This window comes from Halorubrum hochsteinianum, from assembly GCF_023702125.1.
Classification (GTDB): Archaea; Halobacteriota; Halobacteria; order Halobacteriales; family Haloferacaceae; genus Halorubrum; species Halorubrum hochsteinianum.
The window spans coordinates 2,702,374-2,721,332 of the sequence record NZ_CP098415.1 but is presented as its reverse complement, the minus strand read 5'-3'; the positions used below and the strand labels follow the sequence as shown (position 1 = coordinate 2,721,332).

The window sequence follows — 18,959 nt, the reverse complement described above, 5'->3', positions numbered from 1 at the left end:
TTAGTGCTACTGCGGCTCCGACGAGCGGGTATCCGCCGTCTCGTCTCTTGCCAGGTATGGTGGAAACACCAGTCTGAAGCGTGGACTACCTTCCTTTGTGTTACACACCCAGAAACATCTGCTGCGGATATAAACCGTTCAGACACGATTGGGACGCCATGCGACTCCGAACGGAAGCGCTCGGAAAACGGTACAGCGAGAACACTTGGGGCGTCCACGACGTGACACTACAACTAGACGCCGGCGTTCACGGGCTCGTCGGGCCGAACGGTGCGGGAAAATCAACGCTCATGCAGATGCTCACGACGGTGATGGCACCGACGGAGGGAGAAATATACTGGGACGGGACCGCTGTGACCGAATCACCGGGTGTTGTCAGGCGGGTTCTCGGATATCTTCCTCAAGACTTCGACACGTATCCGACGTTGACGCTGGAAGAGTACCTCGATTACGTAGCGGCACTCAGGGGACTCAGCGCCGAAACGGCCAGCGCACGGATTGAGGCGCTGCTCGAACTGGTCAATCTCACCGATGTTCGAGACCGCCGACTCGATACGTTTTCAGGAGGGATGCACCAACGAGCGGGCATCGCACAGGCGCTGTTGAACGATCCTGAACTGCTCGTTGTCGATGAACCGACCGTCGGTCTCGACCCTGAAGAGCGGGTTCGGATGCGGAACGTGTTGTCCGACACCGCTGACGACCGGGTAGTGATCTTCTCAACGCACGTCGTTACCGACATCGAAGCGACTGCGGACACGGTCACGGTACTAGAAGATGGTGAGGTGATTACTCACGCTGACACCAGCGACCTCATTCACAATGTAAAAGGCGATGTCTACGAGTCCCGCGTGTCGCCGTCGACGCTTGAAACCGTCCGCGAGAACTACCGAGTCTGTAACACCGTCCGACGGGCTGACGGGTTTGATGTCCGCTTCGTAAGTGCTGATACACCGGTTGTCGACGCCGAACCGGTCGCTGCATCGCTCGAAGACGCATACCTTCAGACGGTAGAGCATGCGAGTTGAGGCGAGACGAGCCTACCACGTTGCTCGGACGGACTTCATCGCACGGCTCCGGTCTCGGAAACTGTTTGTCTTTCTCGCGGTCATCATCTACCTCGGGTATCTAATCAACTCGGGGTCTTTTGGCGTCTTCTATACCGTCACTGACGGGCCAAATATCAACGGTGCCTTGACCTCACAACTGGTTGGACTCAACGCTGGCATGGCCGGTTCGATGGTCATGCTACTCGCTGGATTCTACGTGTTGCGTGGGACTGTTGCGCGTGACGAGCGCCACGGACACGCACCGGTCTTGTCGAGTTCACAGACCAGCAAACCCGTGTACCTGCTCGGGAAGCTTAGCAGTAATGCTGCCGTCGGCCTTGTGACGGCTACCGTACTCGGCGGTGCCGCGGTCATCAACCACGTCATCCACGGCGTGGGCTCGACGGCTCCAGTCGCAATCGTGTGGCCGGTATTCGTAATGGTTGTTCCGCTCACGGTGTTCGTTGGTGCGGTGGCACTCCTGTTTGGAACGATCGGGTTTCTCGATGGAACGTTCGGTAGAGTGGCGTACTTTTTCGCAGCCATCTTTTTGATTTCTGGACAGATGCTACGGCCAGAAACTGCCCTTCCGCCGTCCGTCCCGACCATCGTAAAGATGCTTGACGTCATCGGAATCACACTGGCATATGACCTGACGTTTCAGTCGATACAGACCGCTGTACCGGGATTCGAAGGTGGCTATGCGAGCTTCGGAACGGGCGGGTCGAATGCTCGAACCTTCACATATACCGGCGGGCCGTGGCCGACATGGTTCTTTGTTCAGCGGCTCGGAACGCTCGTCGCTGCGCTCAGTCTCACTCTTATCGCAGCACTACCGTTTGATTGGTTTCGAGCGGAGCGTTCTGGTCTCCTCTCTTGGGTTTCCCAGCAGGTTCCTCTCGGAACTACCGAACAACAAGCAGTTTCCCCTGCCACAGTCGCTGGGTCTGAGACGATTAGCCGTCCGGTAGTAGCTGAGAGTCCCGTCGCCGTCGAAAGCATGTCACTACCCTCAGTTACCGAGCGTGGTGCTGGTGGATTTAGACGAGTGATTGGGCTTGAACTTCGGCGGCTGCTCCGAGAGCAGCCACGGTGGTGGTATGTCGGTGCGGGATTGTTGATCGTCATCCCGGCGGGAATTGTTCTCACCAGTGGTGGGATCGAATCACCCCGTCGCCTACTCACTCCGGTGTCGATCTGGCCGCTATTCGTTTGGTCTCGGATCGGGTCCCGGACCGCCCGTCACGGCGTCCGACCGCAAATCATCGCGTCTGAGTATCCGATCGGTCAGCTTCTTGCCGAGTGGCTTGCTGGCTGTCTGGTCACCATCGGAATCGGCTCAAGTGCGTTCGTACTCATTGCCGCAACAGCTGGACCGACGGCATTGGCAAGCATCGCCGGCACGGTCCTGTTTCCGCCATCCCTTGCCCTCGTGGCCGGGCTCTGGACCGGCTCGCCTCGACTGTTCGAAGCATTATATCTCGGACTCTGGTACATCGGTCCGCTGAACGGTGGGTACTTCGCTGACTTCGTCGGAAGCACCACACGAAGTGTGGCGAACGCGGTCCCACTCGTGTTCGCTGCGGCCGGCGTCTTCGCTGTTATGCTCGCAGCACGACGGCGTCGGGTCTACGCGTCCGGTGTTTGAATCGATCCCTACGTATTCTACTGTCTCTCCCGTGCTAGCCGAGATCTAGATAACCAAACTCCGGTATCTCTCTGACCGGCTAGACATCGCTGCTCACATCGGTCCCGACTCCGCGAAGTCTTTCAACGCCGACGGTAGAATAAAAAATCCGATCACGCACATCACCGTCACCACGATTTGGTCCGGGCGGGGGAGGTCACCAATGACGATGAGCAGCAGCAACGACGTGGCAAGATAGACCCCAGCAATTCCCCAACGAACTACCGGTCTCTTGAGAAACCGCTTGTAGTTCACGATGTTCTCTGTAATGCCACACATGATATTAATTCAAACGAAGGATTAGATTAGAATGCTCAGATAACATAACCGACACGCGAAACAGGAGAGATGTCGTCAGTCCGTGACCTGCGCCACTCGGTTTCACTGCCTGAGACACTCACTGCGGTTTTACTTTCCAACCGTGCCAACAATCAAATGTCCTCCACGAATGAATCAGAATACGCGTTCAACATTCGAGTCTCTCACACGACGGCGAGCGCTTACAATCGGAGCCAGTGCCGCTCTCGCCTCAACCGCGGGCTGTACAACCGTCCTCGACGCGGTCGGGAACCAAATTTTCGAGCAAGTGAATCTACTCAACCAGCTGAATCATGAGGTCAGTGGATCAATCGAGATCATAGATCCCAACGGCGAGACAGTCCTTGACACATCATTCGACGTGCCTTCCACTGAGTCGGATGGAGACAGCAACATCGTCGCTTATGGCGAGGTCTGGACCACCTCTGGTGAGTACGAAGTCGATTTGAGCCTCTCGGACACCGAAGTCGCAGGCACATCCCAGCTCAATCAGCGATTCTCAATTACAAACCCCGAAGAGGAGATCGTCGCAATCTCCATCGGCTCAAGCGAGGAAACTGAGCCAATCGCTCTTCGAGTGGGTGAGTCGTTCTCTGATCTTGGTCGGGGGAACGAGACTGGGTGATTCTCTCGACACCGGCTGTATTCAAGGGCACAATAAACGAAACCTCAGAGAGATCAGCCACGACAAGCAGGTAGACACCATTGACGCGATATCACGGGAACATATCTATCACGAGCAAATAATTCGCGGTATGCGCGGTGTGCCCTCCACGGTCCCGAACCGGTCAGCTACAGATCTTGTGATCATCGGAGCAAATCTTCTCCCCTTAGCTGGCGTAATCTATGGTGGTTGGAATATTTGGACACTTTTGTTACTCTACTGGGTTGAAGCATTTAGTACAGTCCTCCTCGGCGTCGTAAAGTCGTTGTTCGCAAAGCAAGGATCTCCCGATGTTGTTGGAGAACGAGAACCCCTTCATGAACTACGGCACAAACGGGGTGGTTGGCGCCCTCTCCCAACGCTTCCACCAATATACCCCCGTAATGTGCCGTTTGCGCTGTCAATCCTCGGTATTTGGGCCTCTACTATTGTGCCGATTACGGTACTCTCCTGGGCGTTGATTGAAACATCAATAGTGCTTTCGTGGGAGGTCGCTGTGAGTATTGGTGCCCTCATAGTCGCACACGGGATCGAGTTTCGCCGTGAGTATCTCGGGGGGAAGACATACGAGAACGTGTCTGCCCGTGAAATTCTACGACAACCGTCTCAGCTCACGCTTGGGATGATGTTTTTGGGGGTGATCGGTCTGTCAATGGGCCAGTCAACCGGAGTAGCTGTGCTTGGAGGATTTGTGATCATTAAAACAATTCTCGCTGTATCGTGGGAGTCTTCCGGTCCAATAGCAAGCGCATTCCAAGGGCTCTTTGACCGACTGAGCGCTGACCGTGAGTTCAGTCGGTCGCAACCAGAGCTAAGCCTCCCAGATGAGCCGGTTCAGGCACGAGTGACAGTCAACCCTCGATCTGTACTACTTGGAAGCACCACCACAATACTGCTCGCGATAGTCAATCGTGGTGTCGCGCTGCTGCTGGTTGGTGTTGTCGCCGCAATGGTTACAGCGCATTTTTTGTGGGGCGGCATTGGCCTCGCGGTGCTACTGGGAATTTTTATCATCCGGGCCGGGAGCTACTACCTCCGGTACGGCACTATTGAGTACCAACGGCGTGGTGAGATGCTCGTCGCATACGATACCGTACTTGATGCGCCGCAGTGGTTAGTTCCGATTCACTCGCGAGCACGATTTAAAATCAAGAACGCCATTCCTGACCGCCTATTCGGTACCGGAACACTACGGATTTCAAACGTCGAAACAGCCCCGACAAACACAGTTCAGTTTGGTCCTGTCGCTGATCTCGACCACGCGACCGAGACACTTGATCTGCCGATCAAACACGAGGAACGCCCTGAGCAGGATCCCGCAGTCGTCGGTGCCGCACTCGTGTTGGCACTAGTTTTCCTTAGTGTTCCACTACTGCTGCTTGGCTCCCCCCAAGTGAATGGCACAGAAATGGCGGCTGTCACAGTGTTGATCGCACCGTTTTTTATGATTTTACTCAGCGTCCTCATATATGCGATGCTCGCTCGAATCTAAATGATCTGCGAGGGCAAGCTCATCGACCCACCGGAGTCGAAGGGAAGCCAGACACTTGATCCATGTTTATTTCCTCAAGATATCGTTCAATCACTTCTCCCGACACCGCTCCTGTCGTTCCTGCGTAGCTTCCGATTGTAATCCCACAGAGCAAGAAGTTCTTACACTCACTCGCTTGCGGCCTTTCGTGTAGTTCGTAGCTACTGCCAGTTGATTCCGGTAAATGAGTGGCTTATCCTGTCTAGCGCGATTATCCCTGTTGCGGGATGTGTAACGCGGCCTCCAGCTATTTACCGGAGAGAGAACGACTTCCGATATGGAACGCAAAGCGCTCGCAGCGCTCTGCCTACTGGCGTTGGTGGCGCTCGCAGGCTGCTCAGCAACGGGATCGTTGTCCATGGAGACCGCGGACGACGCGGAGATTACAGAAGCCGCCAGCCGGCCGGCCGTCGTGGATAGTCCAGCTCCTGACGACCGACGGGTGGTCCGAGAGGCGATCAAGGACGGCTCGGGGACAGCCATGGCTACTGATCCGCCGGTCAAGCGGGGACTACCGCTCGCATACGAGGGCAGCTACTACGAGATCGACTGGAACGCCACCGGCACCGAGCCCGGAACCGCGTTCGCCGTCGGCGTCGATCTCAACGGGACAGCGCCAGCCGACGAGACAGTCTGGTTCGAGGAACTTTCCGAGCGTGACCGCCGGTTGTTAGGTGATTTGCTCACGGCTACGAGCGAGCGCGAGCCCCGGCTCAGTCCCGGCCCCGAAATCGCCATCCCGGAGGAGTACACGATAGCGGAAACCAACGAGAGCGTGTTGTTGTCCGGCGAGTACAGCGCCGTTCGGTACAATGGCACCGTCTACCCCTTCGTGTTGGAGGAACGCAGAGAGGTGACGCTGACCCGGTACCGTTACACCGTCAGCAGGGTCGCCGATAGCACTAACTCGTACGCGCAACAGCTTCGCGATGAGCATCTATTCAGACTGTCCGGGCTCTCGGAAGGCGAGCGGTCAGTGATGAACGAGGCGATCGACGGCGTCTATTACGCCGAGGACACCGACGACAAGTCGTTCCGGTCGATAATGGACCAGTTCTCGGCGGAGTCGGCAATCGAGGCCGACAGCTACGGTGGTACCTGGCTGGTGCGCTACGATGGGAAGGTGTACACCGCGGACCTTTCGTACGGGGGTTTTAATCGGAGCGAGCGACCCGTTGCCGGGTAGTACCGGCTCCGCCTGCTCAATAGATCCCACATCAACAGCTTTTATCGACTACTGACATATACTGAATCGATGGCGTCACGGTCGAACGGTTCGTCTGCTGGATTTCTGCTGACAGTCGTAGCGAACGTCGTCCCACTAGTCGGCGTGTTCTACCTTGGGTGGAGCGCCCAGACGTTCGCGGTCGTCTATGCGATCGAACTGGTCGTCGCCGTCCCGTTCGCCGGGGTGAAGGCGCTGTTCGCGCGCCGCCCGCCGAACTACGACGAGCTAGAGCGTCCCAACGAGGACAACCCGCTCAAGTCTGACGAGTCAGGCGGAGTATCCGTCGGCCCGAGCGACCTCAACCGCCGGCGCGGAAGCGCCGCGATCATCGAAGCGCTCCCCCCGATCTACCCTCGAAACGTCCCGTTTGCCTTGCGGGCGTTCGGGGCTGCCGTCTCGCTCGCCGGGGCGTTCCTCTTCGTATTGGGCCGGTTCGTCGACGTGCCGGCGACGCTTGCCGACCCAAGCGTGGCGGCGAGCATCGTCTTCCTCATCGTTTCCCAGATCGGCGTCATAGAGCGCGAGTACTTCCGGACGCGACGCTACGAAATAAGCACGCCCCGAGACGTCGTCGCGAGCGCGACGACTGAAGGCACGCTGGCCGTGGTGGCACTCATAGTCGCGATCGTCGGTGGCCCGGCCGGCGCGCTGGTCGCGTTCGTCGCGGTGAAGTTGTTCGCGGAGTGGCGTGGCTACCGCAGCGGGGTGGCGTTCGACCCAGAGGAGGGAGAAGGAACGCTCCCGCCGGTGGCGGCTCCAGACGCGCCACCGGCAGCCGAGGTCCGTCCGGGCCGGCGCGCTGTTCGGGCCACCGCGCTCTGGCAGGGCGCGACGGCCGCAGTCAGCAGCGGGCCAGTATATCTCTTCGCGTGGGTCGGGCTCACCGCCGGGTCGGTAAGGGCGCTCACCGCCGCGGTGGTCTGTTTCGGCCTCCTACCAGCCGGCATCGGCGGGCTGAAAGCCATCGAGTACGCTCTTGCCCACGGCACGCTGACGTACCAGCGCCGCGACGAAACGGTAGTCGCGTACGACGACCTCACCAAGACAGTCCAGTGGGCAACCCCCATCGACGACATCTGGGACGCCGAGCTGTGTGAAGGAGAGCTCGTCGACCGCGCCTGTCGCACTCGGACGTTCTCGATCACCACGTTTGCGGGTGAGTACGACTACAGCGTCGCACACCTCCGAGAGTACAACCAGGCCGTCGGGGCGTTCGAACTCCCCGTCGAGACGACGGCGTTCGGCCCACTCGATCGGCGCGTCGCCGGAGTGATAGCCGTGGTCGGAGCCTGTGGTGCCGCCGCTGTCGCCGGGATCGCCTACTCTGCTCCCTCCGTTGGGGCGGTCGCCGCCGGGTTCGGTGGCCCGTTCGGCGTCGTCATCTTCAGATCGGCGTGGAAGTGGGCGCTCCCAGGCGCCTGAGCCAACGCCGTGCGAGTGCTCGGCTGGTATTGGCAGCTCCGACTCTGTCAAAATTCTAAGGAAGTGATACATTCTGACCGATCGTGTACAATACAGAGCAAATGCTTATCATCGGAATTGCTCAATGAGATGACTAATGAAGGACTGAGAGCGTGTGAGGCAGGATCTCCGAGAAGAGGGCTATTCAGGATTCAACTTTGACAGTGGAGAGACGGCTGTTCCGGGGTTATCTGGGGAATGGGTGACTAATGAGATTGCGCGCGAGAGACGGTTAAAACGAGATAAGCAACCGCTTTGTATACTGATTCTCGACGCTGCTGTGAACGCGTTGTTTCCCAAGGTGAAACGCCCAAATCCGTATTAACTGGCTGACTCCCCGTGAGTGAAGCATGAAAACGAAAGCCGACCTGTCGTCCCGGGTCCCGGCGTTATGGGATCGCTCTCAGACTGTCATCAGAGCCGCGACACTCGCAGCACTGGGCGTCTTCTGTGCGTTTGTGTCGATTATCGTCGTGTCCCCGATATACGCCGAGATTTCGACAATATGGAGTGTATTTGGGAATCTGCTAGGCGGTTACGTCGTACAGCCCGGGTTCGGGCTTGTTGTGCTCGGCTACGTCCGATGGCGTGACGATTTCCGTGTTATGGAACGGATTCAGAAGCCGTCAGCGGAGGGGCTTGGATGGGTCGTCGCGGGCGTGGTGGGATATCAACTGAGTGTGAACATTATCACGCCGTTGTTACCCGTGGTCGGTCTCAGTCACGGTGGCCACAGCGGCGGGGTATCGAAGTGGCGTGTCTTCGTTGAACAGCCAGAACTCGCTGTTCCCGGGCTCGCGATCATGTTCCTCGTTATGGCGCCGATAGAGGAGCTCTTGTTTCGAGGAGTCATTCATGACACTCTCGAAGATGCGTTCGAAGCGTCCGGTCGCGTCGTCATCGGTGCTCTCCTGTTTGGGGGGATACATTTCCTCCTCTCCGGAGGGCTTGTTTCAGTGATATTCACGTTCTGTGGAGGCCTTCTCTGGGGCGCGGGATATGAGCGAACGAAGAATCTGAGCGTACCGATTTTGGCACACGCCGGGTACTGGCTACTGCTCCCAGTGTGATCGAGTCTTACTCTTCCAATGGGAAGCAAAATCGGTTCATTCAGTTGTTTTAACCATCAACCGATTCCTTCCGTAGACAGGTCACAGCAGTAACAGCGTGGAGGCCCACTCGTGAAGAGGAGGGTAGCCAACAGTTGCTCTCTGGGAAACAGCCAGTAAGGAACTTATGCGGGTCAGTCGTTCAGTACACCTGTTGTGGACCCCTCCAACAGTACGGCGGATACAGAGCAGACTTCCCCAAACGAGCCTACTGGGCCAGAGCCTCCGTTACGCTCACGCACAGAGCGATTCGGTGCGTGGGTAGCCGCAAACGGTCTCTACGTCGAGGCCGCTCTCGCAGTCATCGCGATCGGTGTTGGTATATTATCTGTTCCCTTCGTCACGTTTGGCGTTTTCACCGCCATAGAGGGTGAGACGACCATTCTTAGTATCGGCAGCGTCATCGCGGCTATCGCATTTGTTTCGCTCGGTGTACTGTCGTCTCTATTACTATTTCATGCCCAAGTCGAGGTCCGACGTCACGGGGTCTCGTTCACCGATGGCCAAGGAGTCATATCGACCATCTACACGATAACCCGGGCCGTTGAAACACTACTAGCAGTCACGGTTCTCACAAGCGTGTTTTCAGTCATCGTTGCCGCAATCGCTGTTGGATCCGTTCCTGATCTATTCCCGGCTCTCGTTGGGTTTTCTGCTATCTTGTTGCCGGCACTAGTGATTGCGCATGGGTGTGGCGCAACTATCCGCTATGTGTTAGATCTAGAGTGAGACGTGTTCTGAGTGGGCAGCTCCCCCGAGTATCGAACATAACCTGCGATCATAGTGAGGATTTATTCGTTGGGTGCTGTTTGTGATTTTGTAGCTAATTAGCTCTGTTAAAATAATTAAAATATGTGGTTTGTCTCTCTTGCGGTCAGTACAGATGAGTAATGTCACCAGCGCCGATTAGGTGAAACACCCCACAACGAGAGATCAATACATAGGATGAAATACCCGATAATCGAGGGAGTGTAGGTGCGAATGTCTGTCCACCGGGCTATGGTGTACATGACCAGTAGAAGACCAAGACCTATCGGTAGGACTGTTTCAGTTAGATGACGGTTTTCTCGGGTCTAATATCCGGCATATTATTATCCTCTGTGTCAGCCCAGATAAGGGTAGACGCAGTCTCATCGACCTGCTGTTCCAAGCAGTACTGTATTTTAAAAATAGTAGCTCAACAAAGCTGATTAGTTGAACATACTTTTGATTAGCTTGATCGCGAGATTCACCACAACGACAAACCCGATAGTCAACACAATACCGGTCAGACTCCTTGCCCCAGTGTTGAGGAGTACGCCATGTGGATGACTTAGCCAAACTCCCTCAATCATCGATTGCTAATTAAAACCGGCCAATAAAAAACACCTGGCCATTGTGTCTGACGGAGAGACTGTTCCACAAGTACGATCACATGGTAAAAGAATCTCATGGCCATTTCAAAGAGTGCTATCGCGCCATTTGCTTCCGAATAACCGCTGAATGGCCAGCGGGCTAGAGGAGTTAGGCTGGCGCGGCTTCCTACGGCCTCGTCTCCAGCAGCGGTTTAGTGCGCTCCACGCAAGTATGGGAATCGGGATTATTGTTGTGTGAGCCTGCCGACCCGCTGCCACGTCGCTCACCGTCTTCCTCGATCGGTCGCGGCTCGGAAGTCCGTTTCCTAGAACTAGTCGAACGGGTCGGCGTCAGGCTCTGAGGACGCGGGGTCGTGGCCTCGATTTCGTCCGCCTCGGGTCGGGGTTGAGCTCGCCGAGGGCCGGGTCGAGGCGGCCCGTGTGGCGGACACCGTCGCCGGCTCGGTAATACTTGACGAACTCTTCCAAGCGGTCAAGGCGCTGGCTACAGCTCCTCGTGCGGCTGGACAGCGACGAACCCGCCGGCGCCGTCGAAGTTCATCTGGAAACGCTCGCCGGACTCTTGGCCGACCATATCGGAGAGGTTCGTGTTCATCTTCACGTCGGGTGACACGCCGCTCCACGCAACTGTCGCACTCGGGTCCGTCGACACCGGCGGTTCGAGCACGACCGGGTCGCCGTGCGTGGTGATTGCGACAGTGCCGGGGCCTTCGAGGTAGACGTTCGTGAACCCACCGGCGAAGGACCCGGCCAGACTGTCGATGGTGCTGATCTCGTACTTGACGCGGTCCTCGAACGCAAGCACGTCCTCGCCGTTGACCGTGATGGCATCGTCGGCGCCGAGGTGAAGGACCTGTATCTTCTTTTGCTGATCGGCGAGGTACACGTCGCCGTGTCCCCCGACGGTCATCACCGGTGTCCCTTCACCGGTGGCGGCCTCCTTCAGGAAGCCCGTGATACCGCCCCCCGCAGAGGCCGAACCGGTGAACGAGAGGTCCCCGGTGAACGCCACCATCGAACCCGCTTTCGCAACGACGCTCCCGTCGACGGCGACGTCGAGCAGATACTTGTTCTCCAACTGAAACTGTTCGTCGCTGTCGGTCGGGCCGTGTTCGGACGTGAACTGTGAAACGTCCATACGAACACAAATACTAAGACACCGCATAAATCCGGCCGCGTGCTTCACAACGAGCAACTCCGCAGCCGTCGATACGGGCGACGTGACCCAGTAGTTTCTTACGGGAACTAGGTGTTATGATCAAGTAGACGTAGCAGCGATGGCCCTCCTCTCGACGCTCGCGTCGGCCACCGCACTCACGGCAGCTTGTGCGTGTCTAGCTATGTAGAGACGCGAGCGGGCGCGAGTCGACGTTGGCGTCGGTGAGGTGGAGACACGGAGACGCGGTCGCGACACCCCCTGACGTTGGTTCCGTTCGTTTCTCGGAATCTGACCGCTCACGCCGTTTCCGAACCGGATCCGCCGGTTCAGCACGCCGAGGGTTCGGCGAGCGTCGTGACGCTGACGATTCCGTTCCCGCACTCGACCACCGCGCACTCTTCGGGGTCGCTGCCGATCGGACACATAGCACTATCGTCGGTTCCATCGGCCAAACGCACCTCCACGCGGTACACTCCGCGTTCGAGTGGGAATCGAAGGCTCGACGCCGCGGACGGGCTGACGGTCACGGACCGCTCAACGACGGTTTTGTCGTCCGAATCGATGACAGTGACGGTGACGGTGCGGGCCTCCGCGCTGTCGTAATTCCGGACGAACGCACTCTCAGAGTTCGGTGCCCGTGAGTCGGTTCGCTCCGCCGCGTCCACTTCACGCTCCGGCTGTCGTGCTTGCATACGTGACTGTCCGAACCGCTGGATCATATACACTGGAGTCCAGTTTCTGGGTCTGAGACGGTGGGGACGACGCGACGCGTCTAGAACGTGAGGGTTAGCCCTCGATCCGAAGCGTGATCCTCGTCCCGTCGTCACCGGCGTCGTATCGGAGCGCTCCGTCGATCTCGTCGATCACCATGGTGACGATCCAGAGGCCGATGCCGCTCCCGTAATTGAGCACGTCCTCTTGGCCGGGTTCGAGCAGCGTCAGCTCGTTGGGCGGGATCCCCGGACCGTTGTCCTCGACCGCAATAAACTGTCACTGAGCGGTCCGACTCATCCTGAACTAGGCCAGTAATAGAGTCACGTGTTGACTGCTGGAATGGCTATCAGCTGCGTATGATGTTTAGATCACTGTACAAGATACAACGCACATATTCAGTCATCGAAAATATTGGGCAGACTCGGGAATCGGTATATAGACGATCTCATCATGCCGGCAGCACCTGTATGTGATAAATTTCATCGCGAGAGACACAGAGAAGGTATTAATAACTAAGTAATTACAATTCAGGTTGATGTCCTCCATCCTTGGGCGACCAGTAGTCCGCTACGGCATTGCACTCACACAGGCAGCGATTGTCGCAGTAATCGGGGTCACCTTCTTTACTGGAGTCCCGCGCCTGTTCGCACTTGGTCTTGCTGTCATGGCAGTCGTTATGACTCCGCAAGTGCTGAAACGCGCAGCGTAGCCGGAGGAACTCCTCAAAATCGAACGAGTCTTCTGGCTCTGTTAAAACCCTCAAACGGCTGTGTTGAATCGCCATACGGCGGCAGGGTAGGTCGCTAAATCAAAGGCGTTGAAGCGGGAAGATTCGGTTGCCTATGACACAAATCTCCCGCTTCATCGGGGAGGTTGTGCCGGTTGCTCAAAGAGTTACTGGCGATGGAGGCGAATCCGCCGCCCCGGAAGGCGGCGGCGGATTCGCCGACTACGCACTCGTTTCCCTCCACTGTCTGCGAATTTACCTCGATACATCGTACCGCATGACGATCGGCCTGCTCAAAGAGATGCCACAAATAACCGGGGAGATCGGCCTTAGCGCGGCCGATCTCCCTGCGCCGTCCACGTTGTGTAAGGCGTTCGACCGGATCAGTATGAGTGTTTGTCGAGTGCTGCTGCGCCAGTCGGCGCAGCTGCACGATCTCTCCGAACACGCCGCGATCGACGCCACATTCTACGACCGCTCACCAGCCAGCCGCCACTACTGCCAGCGAATCAGCTACCGCGTTCAAAAGCTGAAAGTCACGAAACTCGTCGATACAGCGTCGCAAGCTGTCCTTGACGTTCACTGCTCGACGAACCGAGAAGGAAGTGACGCAGATCTCGCTGAGCAGATCGCCCGCCGGAACGCGGGCGATCTGCGGTCTCTTGCGGCCGATAAGGGCTACGACAAGAAATCGCTCCGCGAAGGATTACGCGATCTTGGGATCAGACCGCTGATCAAGCACCGCATCTTCGCGCCGTACGACCACGCACACAACGCCAGAATCGACGATAATCGCTACAATCAGCGCTCTATGACCGAAACCGTGAACTCGGCTGTGAAGCGCTCGCTCGGCTTCGCCGTGCGAGCGCGGTCCTGGTTCCGTGAGTTCCGCGAGATCGCTCTGATGTGTATGGTCTACAACATCAAGCGCTTCGTCAAACAGTGAATCTCTACGCCTTACAGCGATTCAACACAGCCGATCGAACACAACGACGCCGAGACGCCCCGAATCGAGGTAACTCTCGAACGGAGGACGGACAGAGACGAGGTAGCACTCTGCGTCGCCGACAACGGCCCCGGGGTTCCACAGGAAGAGATCGACGTTCTCAGAGCGGATCAGGAAGATCAGCTACAACATCTCAGTGGCTTCGGTCTCTGGTTCGTCAACTGGGTCGTCACGAACTCCGGCGGCGGTCTCGAGTTTGCGGAGAACGAACCCCGCGGATCCGTGGTCAGACTCGTGTTCCCGACGGCCGAGCCGGACGCCTCACTGAATTGATCCCATGTTGATAAAAGAGATAATGACGGAGGACTTCGCTGCCGTCGAGCGGAACGAGACGCTCGACCGGGCCGTCCGCGCCATGCTTCGCGACGATGTCAATCACGTCGTCGTCGAGGAGGGGGAAACTCCCTCGGCCATCATCACTCGGAGGAAGGTTCTCCACGCGTGTTACCAGACGGACTCCCCGCTCAGCGAAATCCCAGTGTCCGGGTTCGATCGGGGGTTCGAGGCGATGATAGAGCCGAACACCACTGCGCTGCTCGCCGTCGGGCGCATACAGAACTCCGAGGTGTCGTGTCTGCCGGTCGTCGACGAGATGGAGGTGCTCGGGATACTCACCAAAGACGACATCATCGACAACGTTTCGAACATCACCAGCGATACGCTACGGCGGGACGACAGGCGGAGTGAGTGGACCGATGCGTAGTGAAATCACCAACAACGGAGATTGTCATGACAAGTGAGCAAGAAACAGTTCTGATAGTGGAAGACGAGGAGCGATTAGCCAGCATGTACGCTACGGCACTCGAAGACGAGTACGCCGTCAGCGTGGCGAACTCGGGCGAGGAAGCGCTCGACGAGTTCGATGACGAGGCCGATGTGGTGTTACTCGACAGGAAAATGCCCGGGTTATCGGGCCGTGAGGTTCTTGAACGACTCCGCGACGACGGTCACGACCAGCCGGTGGCGATGCTTACCGCGGTCGCACCAGACTGGGATATTCTAGAGATCGGCTTCGACGATTACCTGAACAAGCCGACCGACATGTCGGAACTCAGTCGGTTGGTGGAGCGGCTCGTGACACTTGGCTCCCTCGACAACGAAGTCAGGGAGTACATCACGCGCTCGGTGAAACAGGCGGCCATCGAGCGCGAGAAGGACCCGACCGCGCTCGACGACAGGGAGGACTTCGCCGAGTTCGTCGAGGAGACGACCGAGACCAGTGCCGAACTGGGCGACGTCACCGCGGAACTCTCGCCACGAGAGACAGAACTCGTCGTGGAGACGATTGCGCGAAACCTCGACTCGCGGGCCGACGACGACGATATGTTCTCGTCATAGCTGCCGGTCACTGTTTCCCGCCGTCGAAGGGCCGGAACAACTTGGATCGTCGTGGATCGTCGCAACGGCGCACCCGTCGAACTGCTCCGCGTCCCTATCGCTCCGTCGGTACAGTCGGCCCGGCCTCGACGCCTTCGTTCGATTCGACCGCAACAGCTTCCGTTTCGAGGTAGCTCGCCTCCAGTTCGGCGAGCCGGTCGTTCACCGCCTTGCTCTGGTTGTACATCGGGGCCGCGCGGACCCGGCGAGGTCGTACTCGTGGCGGTCGGCGAGGCCGTTCCACGCCCGGAACGCGCCGACGGTCAGCGTGTGCGTCTGGGGGCAGAACGCCGTCGTCGGCGTGGACTCCGCGCGGAGGACGCGGTCAGCGCCGACGGCGGCGTCTTCGGCCGCGACGGCGTCTGCGGTGTCCGGCGCGTCGCCCCGCTCGACGGCGTAGCGGAACCCGGCGTCCTCGTGGCGCGTGTCGAGGTTCAACCGTGCGAGGTTGCAGTCGAACGTCATGTCGTACACTTTCACTCCTCGAAGCAGTCGCGGGTGAGCCGATGGAACGCGAGGTGGTCCGCGCCCGTGAGGACGTCGTGGCCGTCGAGGAATATCCCTGGTCACGGGGGGCTCCCGGCCACGAACTCGTCGTAGCCGTCGAACAGGCCGTCGTCGTCGGAGCCGAAGGGGGACGGGAAACTGGGCATGGATACGAGTCGTCGTCCCGGCCGGGTACCCCTGACCCCGAACGTCTTCGGGGCAGCGTCGGCCGCGACGAGGGAACAATTTAAAAGCGTCCGGTCGGAACGGGGGGTATGCCCACTTTCGAACTGAATCTCTCGGACGACGTGTACGCGGAGTTCCAGCAGCTGGCGGAACAGGAGTTCGTCTCGGAGGAGCAGGCCGCCGAAGACCTCATCGCGTCCGGCATCGAGGCGTACAACGTGAGCGTCGTGGACGACGAGCGCCGCGACGAGATGCTCGACGGTGCCGAGAACAACATGTTCGACACCGCCGAAGACCCCGGTAGCCTCGAAGACGACCGGCTCTGAGGCTCGCGCGCCGACCTCGTTCTCCCGACCGTCCGACTCAGTACCCCAGTCCGAGCAGCCGGTTCGCCGACAGCGTCGCCAGCCCGAGCGCCATCACGGCGGCGAGCAGCGCGAACGCGACCGGCCACCCGGCCGCGTCGGAGACGCTCCCGACGACGACGCTGCCGGACGCGCCCGTGACCATGTAGGCGGTCCGGACGAGCCCGAACCCGGCCCCGCGCTCCTCGTCGGAGAGCAGGTCCATGAACCGCGACTGGACCGGTGCGCCCCACGACATCGCGAGGCCGACGAAGCCGACGCCGGCGACGGTGACGGGCAGTCCCAGGTCGAGCGTGGCGGCCGCGACGAGGGTCCCGTAGCCGACGACGCCCGCGGCCATCGTCACCATCGCGGTGGCGTCGCGGCCGATCCGGTCGGAGACGGAGCCGGTCACCGGCTGGGTGCCGCCGTGGACGAGGAAGTACACCGAGAACAGCAGCGCCGACAGCGCGGTCGACAGCCCGGTGTCGACCTCCAGGAATGTGGGGAGGAAGGAGGCTGTCGCCTGCCACGCGAACGCGCCCATCGTCGCCAGCGCGGTCGTGTACAGTATCCCCGGCCGCGAGAGCAGTTCGACGAGCGGGCCGAGCGCGAACCGCTCGCCCATCGGCTGGTCCGGGCGGAGCGGTTCCGTCGGGCGGACCCGCCACGCGAACAGCGCGAACACGGGGACCGCGACGGCCGCCCCGAGGAGGACGCCGGCGCGCCAGCCGTAGCGCGACCCGACGAGCGCGGCGGCCGGCGGTGCCGCCAAGCCCGCGAGCGGCCCCCCGGCGACGTGGACGCCGACGGCGCGGCCGGTGTCGGCGAACTGCCGCGTCAGGAACGTCGTCGCGACCGAGTAGTGGAGCCCTGCCCCCACGCCGAGCATGGCCGCGAACAGCGCGAACGCGAGCATCGACGGCGACGCCGCGAGGAGCACCGACGCGACCGCGGTGGCACCGACAGCGGTGAGGATCACGCGGCGCTCGCCGTAGCGGTCGCCGAGGACGCCGGAGGGGAACTGCGCCAGCGCGTAGGTGAGCCACATCCCGCTGAGCGCCAGCCCGACGGTGCCGTTGGTCACGCCGAACTGCGCCGTGATCTGCGGGACGAGCGGGCTGACGACCAGCCGCGCCACCATCGTCCCGGTGAACGCGAGCGTACAGAGCGCGAGCGCCGTGTGTTCGTACCGCCAGTTCACGGTCGACGTACCCGACGCGGGTCAAAGCGGCTTCCGATCGCGGTCAGACGGGCCGGGTGTGGCGGGGCGGCCGTCGCGGCTCCGGCCCGCCGCCGGGAGTCACTCGGCCGCGAACCGAATCGGGTAGTCGGTGAGGTTCTCGTACCCGTCCTCGGTGACGACGACGAGGTCCTCGATCCGGACGCCGCCGACCTCCGGGTCGTAGAGGCCGGGCTCGACCGTGATCACGTGGCCCGGCTCCAGTTCCTCCCCGCCGCTCGCGAGCCGCGGCGACTCGTGGACGTCGAGGCCGATGCCGTGACCGGTCGAGTGGATGAACCCGGTCTCCGTCTCGGGGTCGGTGCGGAACGTCGGCTCGCCCGCCTCCTCGTACACCTCGCAGGCGGCGGCGTGGACCTCCGCGCCGGTCGCGCCGGGTTCGACCGCGTCGAGCGCGGCCTCCAGCGCGCGTTCGGTGAGGTCGTACCACTCGCGGAGCGTCTCGTCCGGCTCGCCGACGCAGAACGTCCGCGTCATGTCGGCGTTATACTTCGTCGCCTTCGAGCGCGGGAAGATGTCGACGATGATCGCCTCATCGGCCCGGAGCGGGCCGGAGCCGCGGTCGTGCGGGTCCGCGGCCTGCGCGCCGCCGGCGACGATCGTCTCGTCGAGCGCGCAGCCGTGCCGCAGGAGCGTCACCTCTATCTCCTCGGTCACGCGCTCGCTGGTGAGCGGCTCGCCCTCGCGGAGCAGGACGCCCGCCTCCGCGTCGTCGCCTTCGCCCGCCACGTCGGCTCCGGCGATCAGGTCCTCGGCGGCCCGCATCGCGGCCTCGTTCGCCTTCTGCGCCTCGCGGATCGCGTCGATCTCCTCGTCGGTCTTCACCGCGCGGACGTCTTGGAGCCGGTCGTCGGTGTCGACCGCCACGTCGACGCCGCGCTCGCGGAGGGCGTCCGCGGTACCGACCGGCCCCCGGGGCGGCATCGAGACGGACTCGACGCCCTTGTCGCGGACGAACGCGGCGTACATGTCGTTGCGCTCCTCGCGGCCGCCGTACTCGTAGTCGTAGTCGGCGTGGCGCTCCACGGTGTCGGCCGTCGCCTCGTCCTTCGCACGGCCGTACTCCAGCCCGCCGACGAGGACGTGGACCTCGCCGTCGGCGTACAGCGTGAGGAACGGGTCGGGGCCGGTGAACCCGGAGAGGTACAGCTGGTTGGCGTCCTCCTGCGAGGCGTCGAGCAGGTAGCCGTCGGCGTCCAGATCGGAGAGCGTCTCGTCGAGCCGCGTTCGGTTCATGAGCCATACTGCTCGGGCGACGCTCAAAGCGGTTGTCCTCGCGGAACTTCGAGGGGGCGAGCGAGACCGCGGCGGACCG

19 protein-coding genes and 1 pseudogene are annotated in these 18,959 nt (G+C 60.2%); 13 read left to right on the top strand and 7 right to left on the bottom strand.

The window, feature by feature from the left end; translation table 11 throughout:
• Positions 1-158 precede the first annotated feature (158 nt).
• Positions 159-1,028: an ABC transporter ATP-binding protein gene (locus NAF06_RS13745; RefSeq protein WP_049908557.1), complete on the top strand. Its 870-nt coding sequence runs from the start codon at positions 159-161 to the stop codon at positions 1,026-1,028.
• The gene (locus NAF06_RS13740; RefSeq protein ID WP_008581326.1) at positions 1,018-2,697 is read left to right on the top strand and encodes a hypothetical protein; all 1,680 of its coding nucleotides are present in this window, start codon (positions 1,018-1,020) and stop codon (positions 2,695-2,697) included. Before NAF06_RS13745 ends, NAF06_RS13740 begins: the two co-directional genes overlap by 11 nt.
• A 93-nt stretch (positions 2,698-2,790) precedes the next feature.
• Here NAF06_RS13740 and NAF06_RS13735 read toward each other — a convergent pair whose 3' ends face one another.
• Positions 2,791-2,991 (bottom strand): hypothetical protein, encoded by a 201-nt coding sequence (locus NAF06_RS13735; protein ID WP_239638691.1) that lies wholly within the window; start codon positions 2,989-2,991, stop codon positions 2,791-2,793.
• A 331-nt stretch (positions 2,992-3,322) separates the two neighbouring features.
• Here NAF06_RS13735 and NAF06_RS13730 point away from each other — a divergent pair, with 331 nt between their 5' ends.
• From NAF06_RS13730 to NAF06_RS13705, 6 genes are all read left to right on the top strand, one after another.
• Positions 3,323-3,679: a hypothetical protein gene (locus NAF06_RS13730; protein ID WP_239638690.1), complete on the top strand. Its 357-nt coding sequence runs from the start codon at positions 3,323-3,325 to the stop codon at positions 3,677-3,679.
• Between the two features lie 139 nt (positions 3,680-3,818).
• Positions 3,819-5,210, top strand: coding sequence for a DUF6498-containing protein (locus NAF06_RS13725; RefSeq protein WP_239638689.1), 1,392 nt, complete (start codon positions 3,819-3,821; stop codon positions 5,208-5,210).
• A gap of 316 nt (positions 5,211-5,526) precedes the next feature.
• A complete protein-coding gene (locus NAF06_RS13720) occupies positions 5,527-6,435 on the top strand; it encodes a hypothetical protein (protein WP_239638688.1) in 909 nt (302 codons plus the stop codon).
• A 69-nt stretch (positions 6,436-6,504) separates the two neighbouring features.
• The gene (locus NAF06_RS13715) at positions 6,505-7,899 is read left to right on the top strand and encodes a DUF6498-containing protein (protein WP_049908556.1); all 1,395 of its coding nucleotides are present in this window, start codon (positions 6,505-6,507) and stop codon (positions 7,897-7,899) included.
• 389 nt (positions 7,900-8,288) lie between these two features.
• The gene (locus tag NAF06_RS13710) at positions 8,289-9,008 is read left to right on the top strand and encodes a CPBP family intramembrane glutamic endopeptidase (RefSeq protein WP_008581322.1); all 720 of its coding nucleotides are present in this window, start codon (positions 8,289-8,291) and stop codon (positions 9,006-9,008) included.
• A 195-nt stretch (positions 9,009-9,203) separates the two neighbouring features.
• A complete protein-coding gene (locus tag NAF06_RS13705) occupies positions 9,204-9,776 on the top strand; it encodes a hypothetical protein (RefSeq protein ID WP_152418722.1) in 573 nt (190 codons plus the stop codon).
• Between the two features lie 1,110 nt (positions 9,777-10,886).
• Here NAF06_RS13705 and NAF06_RS13700 read toward each other — a convergent pair.
• The 3 genes from NAF06_RS13700 to NAF06_RS13690 form a co-directional block, all read right to left on the bottom strand.
• The gene (locus NAF06_RS13700) at positions 10,887-11,540 is read right to left on the bottom strand and encodes an AIM24 family protein (RefSeq protein ID WP_008581321.1); all 654 of its coding nucleotides are present in this window, start codon (positions 11,538-11,540) and stop codon (positions 10,887-10,889) included.
• A gap of 347 nt (positions 11,541-11,887) precedes the next feature.
• A complete protein-coding gene (locus NAF06_RS13695) occupies positions 11,888-12,253 on the bottom strand; it encodes an Ig-like domain-containing protein (protein ID WP_049908554.1) in 366 nt (121 codons plus the stop codon).
• 94 nt (positions 12,254-12,347) lie between these two features.
• Entirely contained in the window at positions 12,348-12,545 is a 198-nt protein-coding gene (locus tag NAF06_RS13690) for an ATP-binding protein (protein ID WP_080507129.1), read from the bottom strand.
• Between the two features lie 572 nt (positions 12,546-13,117).
• On the opposite strand from NAF06_RS13690, the gene NAF06_RS13685 reads away from it, so the two are divergent.
• From NAF06_RS13685 to NAF06_RS13675, 4 genes are read left to right on the top strand one after another with little or no spacing between them, the layout of a single operon-like run.
• Positions 13,118-13,948, top strand: coding sequence for an IS5 family transposase (locus tag NAF06_RS13685; protein ID WP_251106146.1), 831 nt, complete (start codon positions 13,118-13,120; stop codon positions 13,946-13,948).
• A complete protein-coding gene (locus NAF06_RS15570) occupies positions 13,949-14,281 on the top strand; it encodes an ATP-binding protein (RefSeq protein ID WP_080507128.1) in 333 nt (110 codons plus the stop codon). It begins immediately after the preceding gene.
• Positions 14,282-14,303: 22 nt separating this feature from the next.
• Entirely contained in the window at positions 14,304-14,711 is a 408-nt protein-coding gene (locus NAF06_RS13680; protein WP_049908552.1) for a CBS domain-containing protein, read from the top strand.
• Positions 14,712-14,767: 56 nt separating this feature from the next.
• Positions 14,768-15,346 (top strand): response regulator transcription factor, encoded by a 579-nt coding sequence (locus NAF06_RS13675; RefSeq protein ID WP_204365277.1) that lies wholly within the window; start codon positions 14,768-14,770, stop codon positions 15,344-15,346.
• 94 nt (positions 15,347-15,440) lie between these two features.
• Here NAF06_RS13675 and NAF06_RS13670 read toward each other — a convergent pair.
• Positions 15,441-16,038, bottom strand: a pseudogene (locus NAF06_RS13670) (DUF7998 family protein).
• 108 nt (positions 16,039-16,146) lie between these two features.
• Between NAF06_RS13670 and NAF06_RS13665 the strand changes: the two are divergent.
• A complete protein-coding gene (locus tag NAF06_RS13665) occupies positions 16,147-16,383 on the top strand; it encodes a DUF7120 family protein (protein WP_006628286.1) in 237 nt (78 codons plus the stop codon).
• Between the two features lie 37 nt (positions 16,384-16,420).
• On the opposite strand, the gene NAF06_RS13660 is transcribed toward NAF06_RS13665, so the two are convergent.
• A complete protein-coding gene (locus NAF06_RS13660) occupies positions 16,421-17,605 on the bottom strand; it encodes an MFS transporter (RefSeq protein WP_008581316.1) in 1,185 nt (394 codons plus the stop codon).
• Positions 17,606-17,704: 99 nt separating this feature from the next.
• Positions 17,705-18,880 (bottom strand): M24 family metallopeptidase, encoded by a 1,176-nt coding sequence (locus tag NAF06_RS13655; protein WP_008581315.1) that lies wholly within the window; start codon positions 18,878-18,880, stop codon positions 17,705-17,707.
• Between the last annotated feature and the right edge of the window lie 79 nt (positions 18,881-18,959).

Bases quoted from the DNA above. Each gene is read 5' to 3' on its own strand.
- NAF06_RS13745 (WP_049908557.1), top strand. From the start codon at position 159: ATGCGACTCCGAACGGAAGCGCTCGGAAAACGGTACAGCGAGAACACT.
- NAF06_RS13715 (WP_049908556.1), top strand. From the start codon at position 6,505: ATGGCGTCACGGTCGAACGGTTCGTCTGCTGGATTTCTGCTGACAGTC.
- NAF06_RS13700 (WP_008581321.1), bottom strand. From the start codon at position 11,540: ATGGACGTTTCACAGTTCACGTCCGAACACGGCCCGACCGACAGCGAC.
- NAF06_RS13655 (WP_008581315.1), bottom strand. From the start codon at position 18,880: ATGAACCGAACGCGGCTCGACGAGACGCTCTCCGATCTGGACGCCGAC.
- NAF06_RS13740 (WP_008581326.1), top strand. From the start codon at position 1,018: ATGCGAGTTGAGGCGAGACGAGCCTACCACGTTGCTCGGACGGACTTC.
- NAF06_RS13680 (WP_049908552.1), top strand. From the start codon at position 14,304: ATGACGGAGGACTTCGCTGCCGTCGAGCGGAACGAGACGCTCGACCGG.
- NAF06_RS13695 (WP_049908554.1), bottom strand. From the start codon at position 12,253: ATGCAAGCACGACAGCCGGAGCGTGAAGTGGACGCGGCGGAGCGAACC.
- NAF06_RS13720 (WP_239638688.1), top strand. From the start codon at position 5,527: ATGGAACGCAAAGCGCTCGCAGCGCTCTGCCTACTGGCGTTGGTGGCG.
- NAF06_RS13710 (WP_008581322.1), top strand. From the start codon at position 8,289: ATGAAAACGAAAGCCGACCTGTCGTCCCGGGTCCCGGCGTTATGGGAT.
- NAF06_RS13665 (WP_006628286.1), top strand. From the start codon at position 16,147: ATGCCCACTTTCGAACTGAATCTCTCGGACGACGTGTACGCGGAGTTC.
- NAF06_RS13685 (WP_251106146.1), top strand. From the start codon at position 13,118: ATGACACAAATCTCCCGCTTCATCGGGGAGGTTGTGCCGGTTGCTCAA.